The sequence below is a fragment of the Chryseobacterium sp. CH21 genome, from assembly GCF_004119445.1.
In the GTDB taxonomy this organism is placed as follows: domain Bacteria; phylum Bacteroidota; class Bacteroidia; order Flavobacteriales; family Weeksellaceae; genus Chryseobacterium.
Window position 1 is genome coordinate 33,355 of the sequence record NZ_QICI01000090.1, and the last position, 21,898, is coordinate 55,252.

The window sequence follows — 21,898 nt, forward strand, 5'->3', positions numbered from 1 at the left end:
TATTACATTTGAGTGTATAACAACATTAAAATAAATATACAATATGAAAAAAACTATTGCAATGGCTGCATTAGCTGTAGCTGTATCTTTCGGTGCTATTTCTTGTAAAAAGAAAGTTTCTGATGCCGATCTTCAGACTCAGGCTACAACGGTAGTAACTTCTAATCCCAATGCTTCTGTGGAAGTAAAAGAAGGTGTAGCTCACTTAAGCGGAACTTTTGCAGATCAGCAGTCGAAAGATGCGATGATTGCAAAATTAAAAGCGATCAGCGGAGTAAAAGACGTAATGGATATGTCTACAATAGCTGCTGCTCCAACTGCAGCACCTGTTGAAACTGCTTCTGCTGTAGATCCTGCTGTTCAGAAAAAAGTTCAGGATGCTGTGAAGGATTTCCCTTCTGTAAAAGTAGAAGTTGTAAACGGACAGCTTACTCTTACAGGAAATGTTTCTGGTTTACAAGCTAGAAAAATCAAAGAATCTGTAGATGCTTTGAAAATCGGAAAGTATAACAACAACCTAATTGTAAAATAATTTAAAATGGGCGAATTACAAGATAAATATTCAAGTGTAGTTTCAGCAGCTCAGTCTGCAGGAATCGCAAATCTTCAGGTTCAGGAGCAGGACGGTATTCTTTATGTTTCCGGAAATGCTTCCAATACTGCTGCTAAAGATGCTGTATGGAATGCTTTAGGAGCTATTGACTCAACTTATTCTGCTTCAGATATCAATATTGATGTACAGGTTGCAGGTCTTACTTCAGGAGCTTCTTTAACGGTTGCCACTGAAGATTCTAACCTGAATATCAGACAAGAGCCTTCTACTGAAGCTGCTGTTGTAGGTAAAGCTGCAAAAGGTTCTTCTGTAACTTTAATTGAACAGACTTCTGATGACTGGTGGAAAGTGAAAACTGATGACGGTCAGGAAGGATATGCTTACTCAAGATATTTAAGAGCATAATTTTTATTAAATAATAATAAATTTTCACAAAAAAAGCATAGAAACATCCCAACTTTGGGATGTTTTTATATTTTTACGGCTCTGAAAAAAAACTAATGAAGAAAACTATGTTGCTATTGGCTTTGATATTCTCTGCCATTATACTGCATGCACAAAAATTACACATCGACGGGAAAATATCGGATCCTGAAAAGAAAGCGATAGAAAATGCCACCGTTTATCTTTTGAAACAAAAAGATTCATCCATTATCAATTATACGGCTACCAATAAGGAAGGTAAATTCTCACTGAAAATTGATGATATAAAAGAACCTTCCATTCTGAAAATTGATGCCGAAAAACTCTCTTCCTATTCTAAAAAATTTGAGAAAATAGACCAGTCTTTATCGCTAGGTGATATTCAGCTTGAGAAACAGAATATCGTCAACAATATTGATGAGGTAAAAATCACGGCATCTCCTGTAAAAATTAAAAAAGACACCATTGAATTTAATGCCTCTTCTATCAAAGTACGCCCTGACAGTAAAATTGAGGAACTTCTGAAGCAGATCCCAGGGGTAGAGATCAACAATGATGGAAAAATTACTGTAAATGGAAAAGAAGTAGATCAGATTATGATCAACGGAAAGCCTTTCTTTGACAAAGACGGAAAAATTGCCCTTCAGAACTTACCGGCAGATATCATTAAGAATATTCAGTTTACCACCACCAAAACAAAGGAGGAAGAACTCAGCGGAAAAGCAGCGAAATCCCAAAATACGACCATCAACTTTACTATTGATGAAAAGAAAAATAAAGGATTACTGACAAGGCTTACTGTAGGGTACGGTTCAGACAAACGGTATGAAGCAAGCGGATTGGCCAGTTATTTTAAAGGGGATACGAAAATAAGTCTTCTGGCTTCTTCTAATAATATCAATTCACAGGGTTTTTCAAGGGATGAGGTTTTTGACAGCATGGGGAATGGCCGAAATGCCTGGATGATGCAGGGAGGATCTGTCTCTACGGTAGGAAATGTGACTTATTATAGCCAGGGAGGTGGCACAAAAGGGGTGCAAAGGTCTACAACAATTGGATTAAACTATAGTGATAAGCTGGGGAAAGATGCTGACCTGGATTCTTTCAGTCTGATGCATACCGATTCTAATACAGAATCCAGATCCAAAGTTTCAAGATCTACCCTTCTCCCCGATTATACGCTTCAGACCAATTCTGAAAGCAATGGCGAAAATGATTCCAAACAGTACAACTTTGATACTTCAGTCAAAATAAAGCTGGATTCTATGACAAGCATTTATCTTTCCCCAAGGTTTTCTAAAAATAGCAGTTTTAGTCTTAATAACTCTAAATCTTCTTCTTTAAGGAATGGCAGCCTTCTGAATGAAAGTAATTCCTACTCAAGCAATGATTCCGAAAGCAATTCATTTAATCCCTACCTATATTTTTCAAGAAAATTCAAGAAAAAAGGACGTTCAGTTTCAGCTAATATAACGAGTTCAATTTCAGAATCTAAAAGAGATAATCTGAACCAGTCTCAGAATACTTTTTACCAGCAAAACGGCACGACTGTTGACAACAGGGATCAGTTAGCCAAAAATAAAAATCAGAATAATACGTTTAATTTCAATGCAGGATATACGGAACCCATTTCAGATTCATCCAGCGTAAGTTTTGAAGTAAAATATGAAACAAGATCCGTCAGAGATCTAAGGAATGTAAATGATTTTGATAATACAACAGGTGATTATACCCAATACAACCAGCTTTTATCCAACAATATGAGGCAGAGAATCAATCAGATTTCACCTGAACTTACCTATCAGATCAACAAAAGCAAGTTGAATTTCTGGGCTTCTGTAAAGCTTGATATTTCGGATATGAAAGTAAACTCTATCTTTAATGGACAGCAATATGATCTGCAGAAAAATTTTGCCCTGCCAGAATATAATGTAAACCTTTACTATCAGTTTGGTGAAGGAAAAAACCTGAGTATTTATAACTACGCCAACTTCACTATACCAACCGCTGAGCAGCTTACACCGTATAAAGATGAATCTAATCCTTTAGCTACCTATCAGGGAAATCCTGATTTGAAAAACACATGGTCAAACAACCTTTCTGTGTATTTCAGTAATTATAATAAAGTAAAAGACTTCAGCTACTACATCAATGTTGGCTTTGCCTACAGAAACAATGACATCATCAATTTTACAAAATATGATAATGCAGGAAAGCAAATTGTTACCTATGATAATGTAAGTGGAAATAAAAGCATCAATGCAGGCGCAGGAGTAAGCAAAATTCTGAAATGGAAAAACAATAAACTTACCATCAGCCCTAGATTCAACATGAACTATGCTTACAACAATGGTTTCATCGATGGACAGGCCTTTACCAGCAATTCATATAATCTTAATCCGGGCATTAACCTGACCTATGAGATCAAGGATAAAATGACGATCAGGCCTTCTTATAGACTTGGATACAGCTTCTCCAACTATACCAATTATAATATCAACAGGGTAAATACAGCGAATCAGTCATTGAAGCTTGAACTCACCAATTATCTATTTAAAGGCAACTTCGTATTTGGAAATGATTTCGAATATAATACCAATTCCAATATTGCCCCAGGCTTTAAAAAAGACTTTTATTTTTGGAATACCAGCCTTGGATATTCATTCTATAAAAAACAGTTTACAGCAAAAGTGAAAATTTATGATGTATTAAATCAAAATCAAAGTGTAAGAAGAACTATCACAGATTCTTATTTCGAAGATCGTGAAGACCTGATCCTGAAGAGATATATCATGTTCTCCATCAGTATGAAACTGAATAAGTTTGCAGGTAAAAAAGCACAATAAAGCAACACCATACTTTTATATATATATTTTTGATAATGGCCGGATCTTTCCGGCTATTTTTATTATATAGCTAGCTACTTAGACATACATCCAAAATCATTTTCTCGTATTAAATTTTTTTAAAAAAGTAACATATGTTTCTTTTATTTTGCTTTCTATCATACACCTTTGTAGAACAAAATTATAAGTTATGAGAAAATTAAGTTCAAAAGAATTAAAAAATGTATTTGGAGGAGCATTTAGTGCTGCTGGTTGTGAAAAGCTACAAGCACAACTTGCTTCTGCAACTATCTCGGGGCTAGGAGGTGCAGCTATGCTTTCGGCATTAGAGAGTTTAATTAAAAAGAATTGTCCTTAACAGAAAAGAGACTGCCTTTTGAGGCAGTCTCTTTTTATTTGTTTTTAAAATAGTAATGAAAAAAAAATTAATATATACTTTTCTTAATACCCTAAATTTATGCAAAAAAAAATAATTTTAACGCTTATAGTATTCTTATTATGGTCTTGTAATAATGATGATTTAAATGGACCTACTAAAGAAATAGCGATTGATCAGAAGGTCTTTTATCGTGATTTAAGAATCGGCGCATTCGTTAACGGATTAGTCGTTGAAGAAAAGGCTATTAACACAGTTTTAAAAAAAATTATGAAAAATGGATCTAACGATCTAGAAATACCCGGGATGGTTGATACAAAAAAAACTTACAGCAAAGGCAACTGGGTATATGAATTTACCCAATTAGCTAAAGAGAATGAAAATCTGGCGAATAAATTAATATTAGAAAATGCTGACAAAATGAAAATTTCCCAAGCATATGCTTTAAGTTCTGCTTATTATACAATTGCTGGCTTTCCTTATGTACGCAATGTGCGATTTAAATCTTCTTCGTTTCAAATACAAGAGTCGATAGATAAAGCCAGGATAAATTTCCAAAAAGCAATTGAAACAGAAACAGGATTACGTACTGCTTATGAATTTATTGGACCTGCGGGAGAAAAAATAAATGCTACTTTGCTATTACCATTAAATTCCAAAGGTCAATGTCCTGTCATTATATCTACTATGGGTTCTGACCAAATACAAAGTATGTTTTATGGTATATATCAAAAATATTTAAAAAACTCACAGTTTGCACTTCTTACCTTTGATCTTCCAGGTTACCAACCAGGAGAATTCTTAGAGCCACAAAAGACTAATAAATACCATGATATCGTAATAGACAAAATTATACAGACAAATGGTTTAAATGGACTAATAAATAAAAATGCCATAGGCGTGTGGAGTAAAAGCTTTGGAGGCAACGCTGCTACACTAGCATTATATAGCCGTGGTTCAAAAATAAAAGCTGCATGTATAGAATGTGGGGCTGTCATTACTCCATTCTATGGAGATCCAACAACCTATCCCAAAATGACTGCTGAAGGTGTACAAGAGCGTTTTGCGAAAAATTCTTTATCTGATCTGCATAAAATTTTGAAAAATATTTCTCTCAAATCTACATTCCAACCTAATAGCCTTTCGATGCCTTTATTAATTATCGGGAACCCCCTAGATTATATCAACCCCGAAAAAGATATGGTTATTCAGCAGGCTAGTTCAACAAAAGGTCAACTTATAAAAGTAGATAATCCTCCGTCTGAAACGTCTGGCCATTGTCCTCCTCAAGATTTAAGTTTTCCGGAAGTATTGAAATTCTTTTCTAAACATCTAAAACCATAATAGTGATCAACTGACAAAATTATTTTTTATGTTAACTACATATTCCAGCTATATTGACACGTGATTATTGATTAGATCATGAAGTCAAAACGGAGCCAAAAGTTGGGTTAAATATATAAAATTATTGATTATTGTACCAGACTGTCTCCTATGTTTGCAAAGTCAAATGTAAGAGACAGCCTCTTTTTTTTCATCAAATACTCTCATTTTAGTGATAAAAATTTTCCAACTTCAGTTGATGGATATTCTGTTATCCGGAGATAAAATTATGTTAAGCAACTCTTCCTATACTATTTTTAACCTGAGTTCGGGTTAAGGAAATTAAGATTTAGGTTATTGGAAGCTGGAAGAGGGAGGTCGGAAGCTACAGTCAGTCCCATCACCTATAGATGGTTACCATAAATTAATGACATCACAGGTTAAAAAAGATGAAAATATGGGAAAAACGGCTCTTTATAACCTGAATAACTTCCTTCTTCAAGCTCCCAGCTTCCATCCTAATTAAAATAGAAAATTCTTATCCCGAATTCAGGTTATATTAGTAATATCAACATATTCATTTATATCTAATTTTCTCTCCGGTTAGATTAAAGACATCGATATAGGATAAACCTGTAAAGCAGCAAAAAATGAAAACATCTCGCGTTCGTTCGAGCGTTTTATTCAATTTCAAATTCATTAAAACTTCGACTTCTATTTGTGTTAAATAACCTCGTTCTGATTTTTCGTTTTCTATTTTATAGTTGATAAAAGGGTTTCGGAAAATAAATTCGTTTTTGTAAGCCAGTTCGAGTATTTTTTTTATAATTGTCAAATACAGAGCAATTGTACTTTGCTTGTTTCCCCGAGCTGTAAGAAGATACATTTCAAAATTACGGATAAACTGATAATTTATTTCTCTTAGCGGAATATCAGCAAGATGATATTTTTCAATAAGAAATTCTGATAACCTTATTCGAAGATAATAATATCTGTTATAGGTTGAATTTACAATTCTTTTACCTATAAGATCAAACTTTCCGGCAATTTGCTCGTCAAATAATTTCAACAGCATATACTGTTTACTGTCAATTCCAAGAAAAACATTCTTTACTTTTTCAGCAGAAACTGCATTTTCACGTTCTTGAATACCCCTGTAAATTTCATGGATTCCAGCTTTTGTTTTGCCAAGCAGCACGTTAATTGACGAAGATTCTGCACTTTTCCCTGTTGCTTTTCCTTGTTTAATGTTCCAGAGTTTAGGGTCAATGTCCTTTTTCATTCCGAAACGGGCTTCTTTTCCGTCAATCGTAATCCTGCAATACAGGTACGCTTCCATCTTTTTTCTGTTTGTCTCTTTTCAAAAAGAAAAGGACTTTAAATGTACTTCTCATACGCTTCATTTATATTGTTGTAAAGTTAAATTCAACCTTTAAAAATGAGGGGTTTGCAAGACGGACAATATCAGTCAATTTCAAGTCAAACACATCCATTCCAGCTCTTTTTATGTCTTATTTTTGACTACATAGAAATGGGGTATGATATAGAGCGTAATCTTTGGCGTTCAATGGCTATTGTATTGCTTCCAAAGTCTAAATTCACACCTACTAAAGTCATCAATATGTTGATACTTTCCCCTTTTTGTCTGGGTTTGTCTGCATATTGGGGATTATTATCTATTTTTATTTTTAAATTAGCAGTAAATTTTTTTTATGAAAATCCATATTTCAATATTATGTATTCTTTTTTTATTCTTGGAAAAACCCAGAAGACGGAACAGAAAGACACTTTCGTTAAAGACAATTTCACCAAGAAAGAATTTTATATTCCAATGCGTGATGGAGTGAAACTATTCACGGCGGTATATATCCCAAAAGATATATCCAATAAAAACAAATATCCGTTTCTGATGCAGAGAACCTGCTACAGCATTGCGCCGTACGGAGAGAATGAATATAAAACAAAGGTAGGTCCCAACACTTATCTTATGAAAGACAAGTATATTTTTGTGTATCAGGATGTCCGTGGAAGATATATGAGTGAAGGTACATTTACCAATATGACTCCGCAGGTTGAGCGCAAAACCAAAAAAGATGTGGATGAAAGCACAGATACGTATGATACCATCGAATGGCTTTTGAAAAATATCAAGGACAATAATGGTAAAGCAGGCCAGTTCGGTACATCTTACCCTGGATTCTATACTGCTGTAGGAACATTGTCACAGCACCCTGCTTTGGTAGCATCTTCACCTCAGGCACCAATTTCCGATTTCTGGAATGATGATTTCCTTCACAACGGAAGATTTATGTTAGGATATTTCAGAACATTTCCTGTTTTCGGAGTTCAGAAAACACAGCCGGAAAAACAAGCGTGGTATATGGATTCTTTCATCAAACAGACTTCTGAAGACGGTCTGAAATTCTACAGAGATATGGGTACTCTGAAAGATGGTTATGAAAAATACTACAAGAATAATTTCTTCATGACAGAAATTATGAATCATCCTAACTACGATGAATTCTGGCAAAAAAGAGGTCTTCTTCCTCATCTGAAAAATATCAACCATGCTGTAATGACTGTTGGAGGATGGTTTGATGCAGAAGATCTTTCCGGTCCTCTGAATATTTATAAAACCATTGAAAAAACAAGTCCTAAAGCTAAAAATACCATCGTAATGGGACCTTTCTCTCATGGCGGATGGTCTCAGGAACAAGGAAAACATTTCCACAGCGAAACGTATTTTGGAGACAGCATTGCAACGTATTATCAAAAAAATATTGAAACAAGATTTTTCAATCATTACCTGAAAGGCAACACAAAAGAAGATGCAGGACTTCCAGAAGCACTGATGTATGACACCGGAGCTAAAGAATGGAAAGAATTTGCTTCTTATCCTCCAAAAAATGCTCAGAAAGTGAATTTCTATCTGGCTGATAAAACCTTAAAAAAATCATCAGGACAAGGCTATTCTGAATATTACAGTGATCCTAACAATCCTGTTTTAAGCTCAGATCATTTAAAAGATTTTAATGGATTCACTCCAAAAAATTATATGTCGGAAGACCAGAGATTTGCAGTAGGAAGACCTGATGTATTAACTTTTACTACAGATGTACTGACAGATGATATTACGTTTGCCGGAGAGATCATTGCCAAACTGAATATTGCTTCCACATCTACAGATGCTGATTTTGCAGTAAAATTAATTGACGTTTACCCTGAAGATTTCAAACCTGCAGAAAAGAAAGACGGAGTGATCTATGGCAACTACCACCAGATGGTAAGAAGTGAAATCATGCCTGCAAGATTCAGAAATACAAAAGAAAAGGGAGAAGCCTTGGTTCCGAACCAAAAAACAGCTGTTAATTTCAGACTTCAGGATGTGGTTCATACCTTCAAAAAAGGACACAAAATCCAGATTCAGATCAGCAGTACGTGGTTCCCGCTTTTTGCGATCAACCCACAGAAGTTTATGGATAATCCGAATTTTGCCAACAAAGAAGATTACACCAAAGCATTTATTAAAGTATATGATGACAGCTCAATCGAAGCTGAAGTTTTAAAATAAATTGAAAAAGCTGTTCCTTTGAACAGCTTTTTTGTTTTTGAAAACTTGAAGTTTATTTTAGGTTTTGGCTAAAGCCGGATGATTTTGTTCTTTTGTTCAAGTAGGCTAAAGCCCACTCCTATTGATGGAGACTGCAAGTTCAATCTTTTAAAATCTACGGAATCAGTTTGCGATTAAATGAAATATTATAGGGCCTCCTGCGGAGTGACAAACGTTGTGGATAAAATGTCTCTTAAAAATTATTCTTCAATGGTTCTGAAGGTCAGGTTTACTCTGGGAGTTTTCACTTTTGTAGTGGGAGGAAGTCTGTGAAGCCAGTTGTCCTGAGTAGTTCCTTTCATAATCAATAAGCTTCCATTTTCCAGAAATACTTCTGCCTTTTCTTTGGTTGTTTTATGTTTGAATAAAAACTTTCTTTCCGCTCCAAAGGTTAGAGAAGCAATGGCTCCGTGTTTCTTCAGATCCGTTTCTCCATCGCTGTGGTAAGCCATACCTTCGCTTCCGTCGTGGTATAAATTGAGTAAACATGAATTATAAGTTTCACCCGAAACTTCTTCACATTTTTTTTTCAGTTCCAGTAATTCGGGCGTCCAGAATTTGGCATATTTTGTTCTTTTCGAATAGGTATATTCAAAAGCTTTTTCTCCAAACCAGGCTACTTTCCTTTTGGTTAAAATCAGTTTTCCAAAGATCAGTGCTTCATCATTCTCCCATGGAATCTCATTGAGCAGATAATCATAGTAAAAATCAGATTTTTCTTTTGAGAAAACTTTCCCGTAGTAATGAACAGTTCCGTCGTGTGGAAGGATATTGAGAGGATAATCGGATATTTCTTCGAAGAGGCTCATCATAGTTTTCTTAATTAAATGCTTTTATATTTAAACACAAATTACACCAATATTTTCACTAATGACACGAATTTTTATATGAATAGGAATTGGTTTTAGCCAAAACTTAATAATTGCAGACTCTTTTTGTGCCTTTTATGGTAAAATATTTTATGAGTAAATATGTGAACCTTCCCACCCCACAATGAGCTGCTTCCTTTCACTTCCCCATCTGTAACCTCCAAGATGTCCGGTAGACTGAATCACTCGGTGACACGGAATAAGAAATGCCACAGGATTACTTCCAATAGCTGTTCCAACGGCTCTGGATGCTTTAGGATTTCCAATTTTTTCGGCCAGGCTGCCATAAGTAGACAGTTTTCCCATCGGAATAGTCAGCAGGCTTTCCCATACTTTCAGTTGAAAGTCGGTTCCTTTTAAATGTAATTTTATGGTATTGAGTTTTGTCCAGTCTTTATCGAATATGGACAAGGCATTCTTTTGAAGAGTATCCTGTTTTTCAATAAAAGAAGCATTAGGGAACTTTTGTTTCAGTTCCCCGAATGCTTTTTCTTTATCGTCTTCAAAAGCCATATAGCAGATTCCTTTTTCTGTAGAAGCTACTAACAGATTCCCGAAAGGGCTTTCGGAAAAACTGTAATGAATTGTAAGGCTCTTTCCACCGTTTTTATATTCTGCAGGAGACATTCCTTCAATCTTTACAAACAGGTCATGAAGCCTGCTGGTACTTGAAAATCCTGTCTCATATGCAGCATCAAACAAACTTGCTTTTTCTTCCTTCAATAAATTTTTAGCATGTTCAAGACTGATGAACTGTAAAAATTTTTTCGGGCTTGTTCCTGCCCAATCCGTAAAGATTTTCTGAAAATGGGCCGGACTCAAGTGAATATTCTCTGCCACTTCCTCCAAACTTGGCTGAAGCCTGAAATTGCTCTGGATATATTCTATCGCTTTAGCAATTCTGTTATAATCTATCTGACTTTGTGTGGACATTGTATTGTTATTTTACCTCACAAATTTCCAAAGAATATACGGCAGAAAAAATCCGATTCTTGCGGAATATTAGTTGTTGTTATAAATATCGTAGTAAGCAAGCATTTTGTAATATAGCTTAGCAGAAAGGAAAGCCGTTGGCTTAGCCATTGGAGAATCCATTAATTCTACGATGTCAAATGCTACTACATTACATTTTTCGAATACTTTTCTCAATAATTCCAACGTTGGATACCATTGTAATCCACCTGGTTCAGGAGTTCCTGTAGAAGGTGCAATAGAAGGATCAAAAGCATCTAAATCAATCGTAATATACACATTTCCTGACACTTTCTCCAATACATCATTAATCCAGTTCTCATTGTTTGCGATTTCATGAGCAAAGAATACTCTTCCTTCCGGTAAATATTCCACTTCTTCAACATCCATAGAACGGATTCCCACCTGCACTAAGTTATGCTTCTGATTCGCTTCAAAAACCGCACACGCATGGTTTGAAGTAGAACCATGGAATTCAGGACGTAAATCTGTGTGAGCATCAAACTGAAGAACGGTAAGATTTTCAAATTTTTCCCCTACTGCACGGATAGAACCGATAGAAACAGAGTGCTCTCCACCGAAAAGAGTGAATAATTTACCATCATTGTTCAAAAGTTCTTTTGTTTTCTGATAAACCGCTTCCGTCATTGCTTCCGGAGAAGAGTTTTCAGAAACTTCACCAGCTAAGTAAACTCCCTGTAGATAAGGTTCCGTTTGAGTTTCAATATCATAAAGCTCCATGTTTTCAGAAGCGTTTAAGAATAATTCCGGGCCTTTATCAGCTCCTTTACCCCATGTTGAAGTTCCATCGTAAGGAACAGTTACCAACATTACTTTCGAATTCTCTAACGTTGCGTTTTCCTCGGGAATTCCTGCGTATGTTCTCATGCTTTATTTAAAAATTTAATAAAATTATTTAGCAAAGATAATAAGAATTTTTCTCTGAATTTTATTCTTTAGTAATTGTTTTATTGTAGGAAGTGCCATCCGAAAATTCAATTTTCAGTATATAATTTCCGGTAGAAAAATCCCTTATATCTATTTTATTATCAAACACTTGAATACTATTTAATTTTCTACCTGAAAAATCATAAACATTTATATTTTTGATTTTCTTTTTTGAATCTATAAATAAAAAGTCTCTGGCTGGGATCGGAAATATTTTAAAAGCATCTTCAGATTTTATTTCGTTTACACCTAAAGCAGAAGAGGTGGTATAAAATTTTTTAAAATTGCAATAAACAGGTATTGGAGAAACACCATAAGACTGTACTGTCCATCTATACAATGTACCTGGATTAAGAGATTGTGTTAATTGATAATGATAGACTTTTCCAACATCGATATTATTTAAAATATTATTACCTTCAGGGTTAGTTCCTAAACTTAAACTATATCCCCTGGATTCTGGGTTTCCATCCCAGGTAAAGTTAGGAGTAAGCGATACTCCTCCAGTGTTATCTTCCGGAAATAAAAAAGGAAAACATGGTGATTTAGTTTTAAAAGCAATTGAACCACATGATGGCGATGAAGATCCCCAATTATTATAAGCTATAATTTTGAAATAATATTGTGTTGCATATTCCATTACAGGTACGGGAAAAGAGTAATCCGTTACATTTCCCAAATCAATATCATTTAAAATTTCACCTCCTTGCGGTGTTGTTCCTAAAGTAATTCTATATCCCGCCGCATCAGGAACAGCACTCCAATTAAAATGACTATTGGGTGATTCATAAATTGATGGATAAGGATTACTTACTTGTGGACAAGGCAAAGCCTTTGTTGTAAAGGCGAAATTTAAATTACAAGAGGCACTTCCAAAGGAGTTGTATGGAATAACTGATACAAAATACTGTTTTGAATAATACAAATTTTGTATAAAGTAGTGTGTGGCATTTCCCACATCTAAATTATTAATTATATCGTTTCCACCAGGAGTAGTTCCCAAACTAATAAAATATCCTGTTGCTCCTCTTGCAGGATACCACAGAATATCTGTTCTTAAGGGATCTATCCCACCGGGAATATCAGAAAAATATATCCCTGTATTTTGGCATGATGGAATTGCCGTTGGCGTTTGTTCAAGTTTAACATCATCAATACCTACTGTTGTATAAGGGTATGCCGGATTATTTGCTACAACAGTATTTTTTACCATGACTCTAAATTTAAATGTACTTCCCGCAGGAATAATACCTGCAGGTATTATTCCTGAAACCAAAGTACAAGGTATAGGAGATCCTGCAATTGGTACTAAAAATGTTATCGGTGTTCCTAAATCAATCCAGGTCGTTCCTCCATTTAAAGAGTAACTTGTTGTAATAATACCCCCAGAACTATAATTGGTCATTGACTCGACAAAATATTTAAATGAATATTTCAATTCAGTTCCATCTGAATAATTAGTTGTGTAGATTAAAGAATCAGTCGGATTTGAGAAAGTAGTAACATAAGCTTTTGAAGCCCTTGTTCCGCTACAAGATGTAGATCCTAATAATACAGGTGTCCATCCATATATTGCTGTATTATTATACCATGGTAAACTAGGTCGTTCAAAATCTTCGTATATTGATATCTGTGCCGAACAAAAAGCAGAATATATTAATAGAAAAATTAATACACATTTTTTCATTGATTAAAGTTTTTATTACAAAAATACTTTTTTTAAGCTATCAAAAAAAAAATTACAAGTTAAATTTTCAGTTTATTATCTTTGTACAAAACTCATTATATGCCTTTAAAAGCTGTTCTTTTCGATATGGATGGGGTAATTGTAGATACAGAACCCTTGCATAGAAAAGCTTATTTCAAAACGTTTGATGAACTGGAAATTGCTGTTTCTGAAGATCTATACACCTCTTTTACAGGAGCTTCCACTAAAAGAGTTTCTGAGACATTAATTAAAGAATTTAATTTAAATCACACTTATGAAGACATTGCAGGAATCAAAAGGTCTCATTTCAAAGACTATTTCTACAATGATGATGAATTTGATTTAATTCCGGGAGTAAGACAACTGATTGAACATTATCATGAAAACGGAATAAAGCTAATCCTCGCTTCTTCTGCTACGATGGTAACCATTAATATGGTTTTTGAAAAATTCGGACTGGAGCAATATTTCAGTGGAAAGATCAGCGGTGCCGATTTAAAAGAATCAAAACCTCATCCTGAAGTTTTCTTACTGGCCGCAGAAATGGCAGGAGAACCCGTTGAAAACTGCATGGTGATTGAGGATTCTACCAACGGAATTCTGGCAGCCAACAGAGCAAAAATCTTCTGTGCAGCGTACAGAAGTCCACATTCAAAAAATCAGGATTACACGTTAGCAGATACGGTAGTTTCTGATTATGAGGAATTGGAACTGGATAAAATTTCAAAATATTTTTAAATAAAAAGCTCTCAGAAAAATTTCTGAGAGCTTTTGTTTTGTATTTGCTTTATCATCTGAACGAAGTGAAAATTCTTAATTTTACTTAATTCTTAATCAGAAACTTAATGGTTAAATTTTAAAACATTAAGATTCATTGAGTGATTAAGATTATTAAGGTTAGATTGCTTCGTCACCTTCGTTCCTCGCAATGACTTTTATTTATAACCAAGAATTTTCAGGATATCTTCCGGTTCCTGCTTTTCACGGAAAATTTCGTATTGCAATTCGCCGTTTTCATCTTTCTGGATCAGGACGTGTCTCGGTTGAGGCATCAGGCAGTGGTGTACTCCACCATACCCTCCGATGGTTTCCTGATACGCTCCAGTGTGGAAGAATCCGATGTACAAAGGTTTTGTATCACTGAAAACAGGTAAATAAATCGCATTGGTATGCTGCTCCGAGTTATAGTAATCATCTGAATCACAAGTCAATCCTCCAAGGAAAACTCTCTCATAAGTATCTTCCCAGCGGTTAAGCGGAAGCATAATAAAGTGTCTTGAGATTGCCCATGTATCAGGAAGAGTGGTCATGAAAGAAGAATCAATCATATTCCATTTTTCTCTGTCATTCTGACGTTTCTGAGAAATGATTTTGTAAAGGTTCGCTCCACTTTCTCCTACGGTAAAGCTTCCGAATTCCGTATAAATATTAGGTTCTTCTACTCCTTCTTCTTCACAGAATTTTTTGATCTGAGAAACGATTTCTTCTACCATATACTGATAGTCATAATCAAAGTTTAAAGAAGTTTTGATGGGGAAACCACCACCAATGTTCAGTGAATCTACTTCAGGAGCAATTTTCTTCAAACGTGCATAAACACGAAGACACTTGTACAATTCATTCCAATAGTAAGAAGTATCTTTAATCCCTGTATTGATGAAGAAGTGAAGCATTTTCAATCTTGCATTCGGGTGTTCAGCAATTTTCTGGCTGTAGTAAGGAATAATATCTTTATATCCGATTCCTAATCTTGAGGTATAGAATTCGAACTTTGGTTCTTCCTCAGATGCGATCCTGATTCCGATATTAAAGGTAGAGTCTATACTTTCCGTAAGTTTATCCAATTCTCTGTAGTTATCCAGAATCGGAGTAATATTTTCAAAACCACTGTTGATCATATCTGAAATCTTTGTCAAATAATCATCAGTTTTAAATCCATTACAGATTACTTCAATATTTTTATCTACTTTCTCTTTTTCGTAAAGAGATTTTACAATATCCATGTCATAAGCAGACGATGTTTCTATCGAAATATCATTCTTCAGGGCTTCTTCCAATACGAAATTGAAATGGCTGGATTTTGTACAGTAACAGTAGGTATAATTCTTTTTATATCCGGTTTTTTCGAAAGCTTCTTTAAACCAGCTTTTGGCTTTTTGGATATTTTGAGAAATTCTCGGCAGATAGCTAATCTTTAGCGGAGTGCCAAATTGTTCAACTACATCCATCAATGGAACGTCGTGAAACAACAAATTGTTCTCAGATACATTAAATTCCTCAGTAGGGAAATACAATGTCTGATCAATAAGTTCCGAGTACTTTATTTTCATTTCTAAACAAGTGAATTAAGAAATGCAAAATTGCTAAAAAAGTTTCATTTTTAGGTGTTAAAATTATTATAATTTTAATTTAAGATCCAATATTAAATCTTACAAAAATTTATCTCTGATAATCAATACGTAAACTTTTGAATATACTCATTTCTTTGGGTATCTGAAATTCCCAATACCTGCTGGATATAAATATCTGTAGATCCATACTTTTTGTTGATCTCCTCAAAAGCGGCATCCAGGTATCTTTTTTCTACCCAACTCAGTTTTTCCAATACCTGTAAATCCATTTTCGGATATAGAAAATGGAGGTTATTGGCCAAACGAAGTCTCTTCTGAACGAGGTCTTTTCTGTAATTATTGGATAAAAGATATTCGTTGTAAATAGTCTCTTTATCAAATTTCAGGATTGTAAGAATTAATGCTGTGGTAATTCCCGTTCTGTCTTTTCCTGCTGTACAATGATAAAGAACCGGATCTTTGGATTCCAGAATTTCTGTAATAATTTTTTTTATCGTTTCTGGATTTTCTGTAACGTATTCACGATAGAAATCGATCATTCTTTTGTCAGCGTCGGAAGCATTCACTTTACCTTTAAGAACGAGTTTCTTAGCTTGTGCCAACTGATCTCCCTCATCTTCAAACGCTGAATATTTTTTATAAACAGTTTCTGAAGGCAGCTGATCAGGTTTCTCAGCAATTTCTTTTGAATTTCTAAGATCAATAATTTCTTTGATCCCCAGCTTTTCAAAATCGTCAAAAGATTTCTTTTTAAGCTTATGAAGATGGGCACTTCGGTAAAACTTCCCTTCTCTCAGTGTTTTTCCTTCTGTATTTTTAATATTTCCTACCGTCCGTAAATTCGTTACTTTTTTTATTTGAATCACTTTTTCAGTTTCATTTTTCCCATATTCAGGGGTTTCAAAATGCTGTGTTTTGCATGATAAAATACTGCATAATGAAATGGTGAAAACTGATATTTTGATTAGTTTATTCAATATTTTTAATAAGTTTTGGCTAAAGCCAGTTGATTTTATTTTTTGGTTTAAAACGGGCTGAAGCCCGCTTCTATTGATTTAAAAATCCGTGCCATTTGTGAAAAACATTGGTGTAATTTGTGTTTAATGACAGTCTTTTTTAAAATAGGTAAGGCCCGTTTCTGTTGATATATAAATTAGATCCTTTTAGTAGATTGCAGGATATTCTATCTCCTTGATCCCTACAAAAAACAAAACATCTCCTGATTCATATTCCACGGAAATCTCATCTTCAACAGCGAAATTCCGGGTTCCTATTCTGGAAGTAATGCTTAGGTTTTCGTTGGTTAAAGGCCAGTTGAGCCCTTTTGTTGTAATATTATTCACTGATGGAAAGGGATAAAGAGAGATCATTCTGTTTTTCACTCCTTTCAGTGTAAAATGATTGGGAATAAAATAATATTCTGAAAATTCATCATAAAATTTTATTTTCATCTGCTCTTTGAATGCATAGGCAACGGTAAGATTTCCCAGAAAATGATCCTGTTCACCTCCACTTCCACCGAAAGCATCAATTTCTGAAAAGCCTCTTTCCTGAATAATTTCCAACGCTTTATGAAAATCTGTTTTTTCCTGATCTAACGTAAGGATAAATTTCCCCTCATACATATCTTCATCTGATCCGGAGTGCGAATCAAAATCACCTGAAATAAAATCCAGCTTATCCAGAGGAAAACCCATTCTTTTTAAATAATGGAAAGCACCGTCGGTACAGGCAATCAAACCATAATTATCAGGATTGGGTAATGATTTTGGAGCATCTCCGTTGATGAAAAGTAATGCTTTATCTCTCATTCGGGTTCCAGTATTCTTCCGGTTCGTTGTTCAGTTTTGAAATATATCTTGCCAACACAAAAAGATAATCTGAAAGTCTGTTTAAATATTTAATCAATTCAGGACGTACTTCTTCGGATTCATTCAGAAATACCAATGAACGTTCTGCTCTTCTGCAGATGGTTCTTGCTGCATGTAAAAAAGTTGCCGATTTTCCTCCGCCTGGCAGGATAAAATACTGAAGCGGTTCCAGTTTTTCATCAAAAGCATCCATCCATTGTTCCAGCTCTTCAATTTCCGTTTCTGAAATAATGATCGGAAGACGTGATTTTCCGTTGGCCAGCATAAGTTTATCTACAGGTGTAGCGGCTTCTGAACCTACAGTAAACAAATCAAACTGTATCTTTTTCAGCTGTTTCAAGACTTCTTCATCTTCGATGTGGCTTTTTGCAATCCCGATGAATGAATTCAGCTCGTCTATATTTCCGTAACTGTCTACTCTTGCACTGGCTTTGGAAACCCTTGTTCCGCCATATAATGCAGTCTGACCTTTATCTCCTGTCTTTGTATAAATTTTCATAGTACTAAAATACCTTTTTTGTACAATGTAAAAAGTAAAATGCAGTAATAGCTTATTATTCTATCTTAAAAAAATATTCCCTGACACTAAAAATAATGTCAGGGAATGTTTACGTAAGTTGGTTTTATCTCTTTTGAAATTGCTTTCTCTTTGTTAAGCATGACAAAGCAAATTCCAATTCCTTTATTTATAGATTAAAAAGTATAATTAACATTCAACTGAAAAGTTGTTCCGTTAAATCCAAACTGATTGACCTCCCAGGGATATCTGAACCTTCCTCCAAGATCTGTTACTACATCTCCTTTGCTGTCTATTACATCCGGGTAAATATTAAATAAATTATTTACAACGCCGGAAACTTTAAGGTCTTTCGTAATTTTATATGTTAAAACGATATCTGTAACTACCTTACCGGAAAATGTCTGATCTTTGGCAGGATCAGTAGCGTGCTGCCATGTAACCGAACCAAAATACGTATTATTAAGGTTAAAATTAAACTTTGAAATATCATACGAAAGACTAAGAATCGTTTTTGTTTTTGGTCTTGCAGAGATGATTCTGGATTGTTCTTTTCTGTCAAAAAAGTTTTCTGAGTAACCATTTTGAGCCAAAATAGGGGGAACAGCAATATTATCTACTATTTTAGTTTCGTTATAATTAAAAGCAGCAATAATTCCCAATCTTCCTTTGCCAATAGCGGAAGTATTATAATTAGCTACAAAATCTACCCCCTGAGTAACTGTATTTACAGCATTGGTGAAAAACTTCAGAGAGGTTATTTTGTTGTTATTTAATATTACTTCTACAGGGTTTGTCAGATCCGGACTTCCGGGAGCACCGGTTTTGTACCCAATATCTCCTGAGAAAAGTACCCTGTCTTTAATTTTTATTCTATAATAATCTGCTGTAATCGTAAGGTTTTTAAAAGGTTTTACAGCAAATCCTCCAGTAATGTTAAAGGCTTTTTCAGCATTTAATTTAGGTACCCCAAGGTCTGATCTTATAATTTGAGAGTCATTATTAAAAGTACCCTGATTAGCTACCGTATTCCCAGTAATTTTGGTTTGAACATTGGAATAATAAATCTGGTGTAATGAAGGGGCACGGAAACCTGTAGACACAGATCCACGGAAAACCAATTTATCATCCAACAACTTATACCTTGCATTTCCTTTCCAGGAAACATTATTTCCGAAATCACTGAAATTTTCATACCTCACTGTTCCTCCAAGTAACAGGTTTTTCGTAACATCCCATTCCGCATTCATATAAGCTCCGATATTCTGACGGTTTTTATTGACTTCATTTTGAGGCTGCAGTCCCGGAAATGATTCTGCACCACTTCCTATATAAGATGCTTCTTCTCCTGCCCTTGCCTGATAATTTTCATTACGTACTTCAGCTCCGGCTCCTAAAACAAGCGCACCAAAATCCCGGCTGATATCTATGTTACCTATAATATTACTGAACTGGTGGCCACCTGCTTTAAAACGGGTTGGGGAATTGGCACCCAAAGACGTGTTAATGGTATTTGCTAAAGCATAATCTACTGCATTAGAGCCAAAGGTTGCACTCCCATCAAAACTCCATTTTCCAAACATACCTTTCCATCCGGAAGTTAAATTATAATCGTAAACATCTGTTTTAAACTCCGGTTGAAATCCATTGTAAGCCTGTCCTTTGGGAGTTAATAAACCGAAATCTGAAGTTACCCAATAGGGGGTTCTATACAAAGCAAAACTGGTCCCACTTCTGTACGTTGTACCCCCAAAAGCATAAAATTTGCCCGTTTCTCCTGTTGGCAACTCAAAATTGACAAACATATTGCCCACTTTTGTTTCCGGCTGCCCAATAATCATTCCTAAACCGGGATTGGCCTGAGTCCAGGCATTATCCACACCAAAAAGTTCATCTTTTGTAACAGAACCTGCTCGGTTCGTTTTATTTTGAGAGGAAAATCCGAAGGTAAGATTCAGACTTCCGGTTTTTGCTACTTTGATTCCTGTATTAAAATCTGCTCCGATATTAAAACCGTCTCCTTTTGAAGTAATCCCTGAAAAAAGATTAACGGTGCTTTTTCCAACACTGTTCTTAAGAATAATATTAATAACTCCTGCAATAGCATCAGATCCGTACTGTGCAGATGCTCCATCCCTCAATACCTCTACGTTTTGCAAGGCTGCTGAAGGAATACTTTTCAGATCTGTCCCTACTTCCCCTTTTCCCGGGGTATCATTTACATAAATTAAAGCACTTTGATTTTTTCTTTTACCGTTCACCAGCACTAATGTTCTGGAAGGTCCTAATCCTCTTAAATCTGCAGGATCAAAATGAGCTGTTGCATCGGAAACAGTCTGTTGTGATGAATTAAAAGATGGAACGGAATAGGTTAAAGCTTTATCAAAAGTAACCTGCCCTGTGGATTTTAATTGTACGGCGGAAATATTATCAATAGGAATTGCTGAGGTAATAATGGTTCTGGGCTTGGTTCTACCCGTGGTAACCACCACTTCATCTATTTTATTTTGTTTTATGCTGTCCTGAGCATATCCCATTGCACCAGCTCCGCTTAATACTAATGCATAGATTTTTCCATTAAATAAATTATTTTTCATACCAATTGATAATTATTCAATAAATCTAATGAAAAAATTAATATTAAATACAAAAATAAAACATATGATAGTAATTCAATTTTATATTTGCGAAAATCATACCATTTCATTAAAAAAGTAATTAATCTACAAAACATAAATTTATTTATTAATAACATGAAAAAAAATAAAGCAATAAAGCTATATTCGTATAAAAAAATCAATTAGTTAACATCAGAAATAAACATAACTTTATTCGTTCTGATAAGTAGCTTTAAACGGGTTGAGAGGGCTTCGCCTATGGCTTGCAATAAAAAATGGCCGGGAGAAACCGGCCATATCCAAATTATTTATTTACCTCTACGTATTGTATGATGGTCTGATTTTTTGAGTTGTAGATAATAGTACTACTCTTGGGAAATCTTTTCAGTTTATAATACTGAATGTTTTTATCGGATTTAATATCTTCCAGAATACTGGTATCAATTGTATTGTCAGGAAGGAATTTTGATATAAAACTTATTTTATCGATGATATTCTGTCCATCAATCTTTCGGGCAGTTTTATCAGATTTATTTTCATCAGAAGTTGGCTGGCTTTCTAAAAACAGAAGCAATACTGCAATATCAGCTTTATATTTAAAAATATATCCTTCAGGTCTTCCGGGAATATTGATTTTCTTTCCTTTTTCTTCTGAAACAATGGAAGCACCGGTACCAGGAAAAACAGCATTAAACTTTACGTCTTCGAAATTGGTTAAAGAATTTATAGATTCATTGACTGTTTTCTTTACCGTTTCTTCCACAGCCTGCTGAGCTTTCTGCTGCACAGCTTCGGTTGTTTTCTGAACAGTCTGGTCAATTTTTTCCTCTATTTTATTGCATGATACTACTAAAAAAGCAGTGACAACAGGCAAAATATACTTCTTCATAATTCTATTAATTGCGATTTTTTA

At 34.7% G+C, this 21,898-nt stretch carries 18 protein-coding genes; 7 read left to right on the plus strand and 11 right to left on the minus strand.

The window, feature by feature from the left end:
- Positions 1–43 precede the first annotated feature (43 nt).
- From BOQ62_RS18890 to BOQ62_RS18905, 5 genes are all read left to right on the plus strand, one after another.
- A complete protein-coding gene (locus BOQ62_RS18890) occupies positions 44–532 on the plus strand; it encodes a BON domain-containing protein (protein ID WP_105700987.1) in 489 nt (162 codons plus the stop codon).
- Positions 533–538: 6 nt separating this feature from the next.
- Entirely contained in the window at positions 539–958 is a 420-nt protein-coding gene (locus BOQ62_RS18895) for an SH3 domain-containing protein (protein ID WP_129041961.1), read from the plus strand.
- A gap of 95 nt (positions 959–1,053) precedes the next feature.
- Positions 1,054–3,822 (plus strand): outer membrane beta-barrel protein, encoded by a 2,769-nt coding sequence (locus BOQ62_RS18900; RefSeq protein ID WP_129041963.1) that lies wholly within the window; start codon positions 1,054–1,056, stop codon positions 3,820–3,822.
- Between the two features lie 190 nt (positions 3,823–4,012).
- Positions 4,013–4,180 carry a hypothetical protein gene (locus BOQ62_RS22610; protein WP_164976793.1) on the plus strand — a complete coding sequence of 56 codons (168 nt, stop codon included), beginning with the start codon at positions 4,013–4,015 and terminating at the stop codon, positions 4,178–4,180.
- 99 nt (positions 4,181–4,279) lie between these two features.
- A complete protein-coding gene (locus tag BOQ62_RS18905) occupies positions 4,280–5,542 on the plus strand; it encodes an alpha/beta hydrolase (protein WP_129041966.1) in 1,263 nt (420 codons plus the stop codon).
- 556 nt (positions 5,543–6,098) lie between these two features.
- On the opposite strand, the gene BOQ62_RS18910 is transcribed toward BOQ62_RS18905, so the two are convergent.
- Positions 6,099–6,803, minus strand: coding sequence for a site-specific integrase (locus tag BOQ62_RS18910; protein WP_164976794.1), 705 nt, complete (start codon positions 6,801–6,803; stop codon positions 6,099–6,101).
- 156 nt (positions 6,804–6,959) lie between these two features.
- Between BOQ62_RS18910 and BOQ62_RS18915 the strand changes: the two genes are divergently transcribed.
- Entirely contained in the window at positions 6,960–9,092 is a 2,133-nt protein-coding gene (locus BOQ62_RS18915; RefSeq protein ID WP_228414341.1) for a CocE/NonD family hydrolase, read from the plus strand.
- 239 nt (positions 9,093–9,331) lie between these two features.
- Here BOQ62_RS18915 and BOQ62_RS18920 read toward each other — a convergent pair whose 3' ends face one another.
- The 4 genes from BOQ62_RS18920 to BOQ62_RS18935 form a co-directional block, all read right to left on the minus strand.
- A complete protein-coding gene (locus tag BOQ62_RS18920; RefSeq protein WP_129041985.1) occupies positions 9,332–9,940 on the minus strand; it encodes an alpha-ketoglutarate-dependent dioxygenase AlkB family protein in 609 nt (202 codons plus the stop codon).
- Between the two features lie 150 nt (positions 9,941–10,090).
- The gene (locus tag BOQ62_RS18925; protein ID WP_129041970.1) at positions 10,091–10,933 is read right to left on the minus strand and encodes a bifunctional helix-turn-helix domain-containing protein/methylated-DNA--[protein]-cysteine S-methyltransferase; all 843 of its coding nucleotides are present in this window, start codon (positions 10,931–10,933) and stop codon (positions 10,091–10,093) included.
- A gap of 69 nt (positions 10,934–11,002) precedes the next feature.
- Complete coding sequence (gene speB / locus BOQ62_RS18930; protein WP_034699217.1) at positions 11,003–11,860, minus strand: agmatinase; 858 nt, start codon at positions 11,858–11,860, stop codon at positions 11,003–11,005.
- A 61-nt stretch (positions 11,861–11,921) separates the two neighbouring features.
- Positions 11,922–13,607 (minus strand): T9SS type A sorting domain-containing protein, encoded by a 1,686-nt coding sequence (locus BOQ62_RS18935; RefSeq protein WP_129041971.1) that lies wholly within the window; start codon positions 13,605–13,607, stop codon positions 11,922–11,924.
- Between the two features lie 99 nt (positions 13,608–13,706).
- Here BOQ62_RS18935 and BOQ62_RS18940 point away from each other — a divergent pair, with 99 nt between their 5' ends.
- Complete coding sequence (locus BOQ62_RS18940; protein WP_129041973.1) at positions 13,707–14,366, plus strand: HAD family hydrolase; 660 nt, start codon at positions 13,707–13,709, stop codon at positions 14,364–14,366.
- A 197-nt stretch (positions 14,367–14,563) separates the two neighbouring features.
- On the opposite strand, the gene BOQ62_RS18945 is transcribed toward BOQ62_RS18940, so the two are convergent.
- The 6 genes from BOQ62_RS18945 to BOQ62_RS18970 all read right to left on the minus strand — a co-directional run bounded on the left by BOQ62_RS18945 (position 14,564) and on the right by BOQ62_RS18970 (position 21,874).
- Positions 14,564–15,958 carry an arginine decarboxylase gene (locus tag BOQ62_RS18945; RefSeq protein WP_129041974.1) on the minus strand — a complete coding sequence of 465 codons (1,395 nt, stop codon included), beginning with the start codon at positions 15,956–15,958 and terminating at the stop codon, positions 14,564–14,566.
- Positions 15,959–16,080: 122 nt separating this feature from the next.
- Positions 16,081–16,956 carry a tyrosine-protein phosphatase gene (locus tag BOQ62_RS18950; protein ID WP_129041975.1) on the minus strand — a complete coding sequence of 292 codons (876 nt, stop codon included), beginning with the start codon at positions 16,954–16,956 and terminating at the stop codon, positions 16,081–16,083.
- 186 nt (positions 16,957–17,142) lie between these two features.
- Positions 17,143–17,790 (minus strand): thiamine diphosphokinase, encoded by a 648-nt coding sequence (locus tag BOQ62_RS18955; RefSeq protein WP_129041976.1) that lies wholly within the window; start codon positions 17,788–17,790, stop codon positions 17,143–17,145.
- On the minus strand, positions 17,780–18,349 hold the full coding sequence (locus BOQ62_RS18960) for a cob(I)yrinic acid a,c-diamide adenosyltransferase (protein ID WP_123900340.1): 570 nt from the start codon (positions 18,347–18,349) through the stop codon (positions 17,780–17,782). The genes BOQ62_RS18955 and BOQ62_RS18960 overlap by 11 nt, the downstream gene beginning before the upstream one ends.
- A gap of 194 nt (positions 18,350–18,543) precedes the next feature.
- A complete protein-coding gene (locus BOQ62_RS18965; protein ID WP_129041977.1) occupies positions 18,544–20,964 on the minus strand; it encodes a TonB-dependent receptor plug domain-containing protein in 2,421 nt (806 codons plus the stop codon).
- A gap of 325 nt (positions 20,965–21,289) precedes the next feature.
- Positions 21,290–21,874: a hypothetical protein gene (locus BOQ62_RS18970; protein ID WP_129041978.1), complete on the minus strand. Its 585-nt coding sequence runs from the start codon at positions 21,872–21,874 to the stop codon at positions 21,290–21,292.
- Positions 21,875–21,898: the final 24 nt, after the last annotated feature.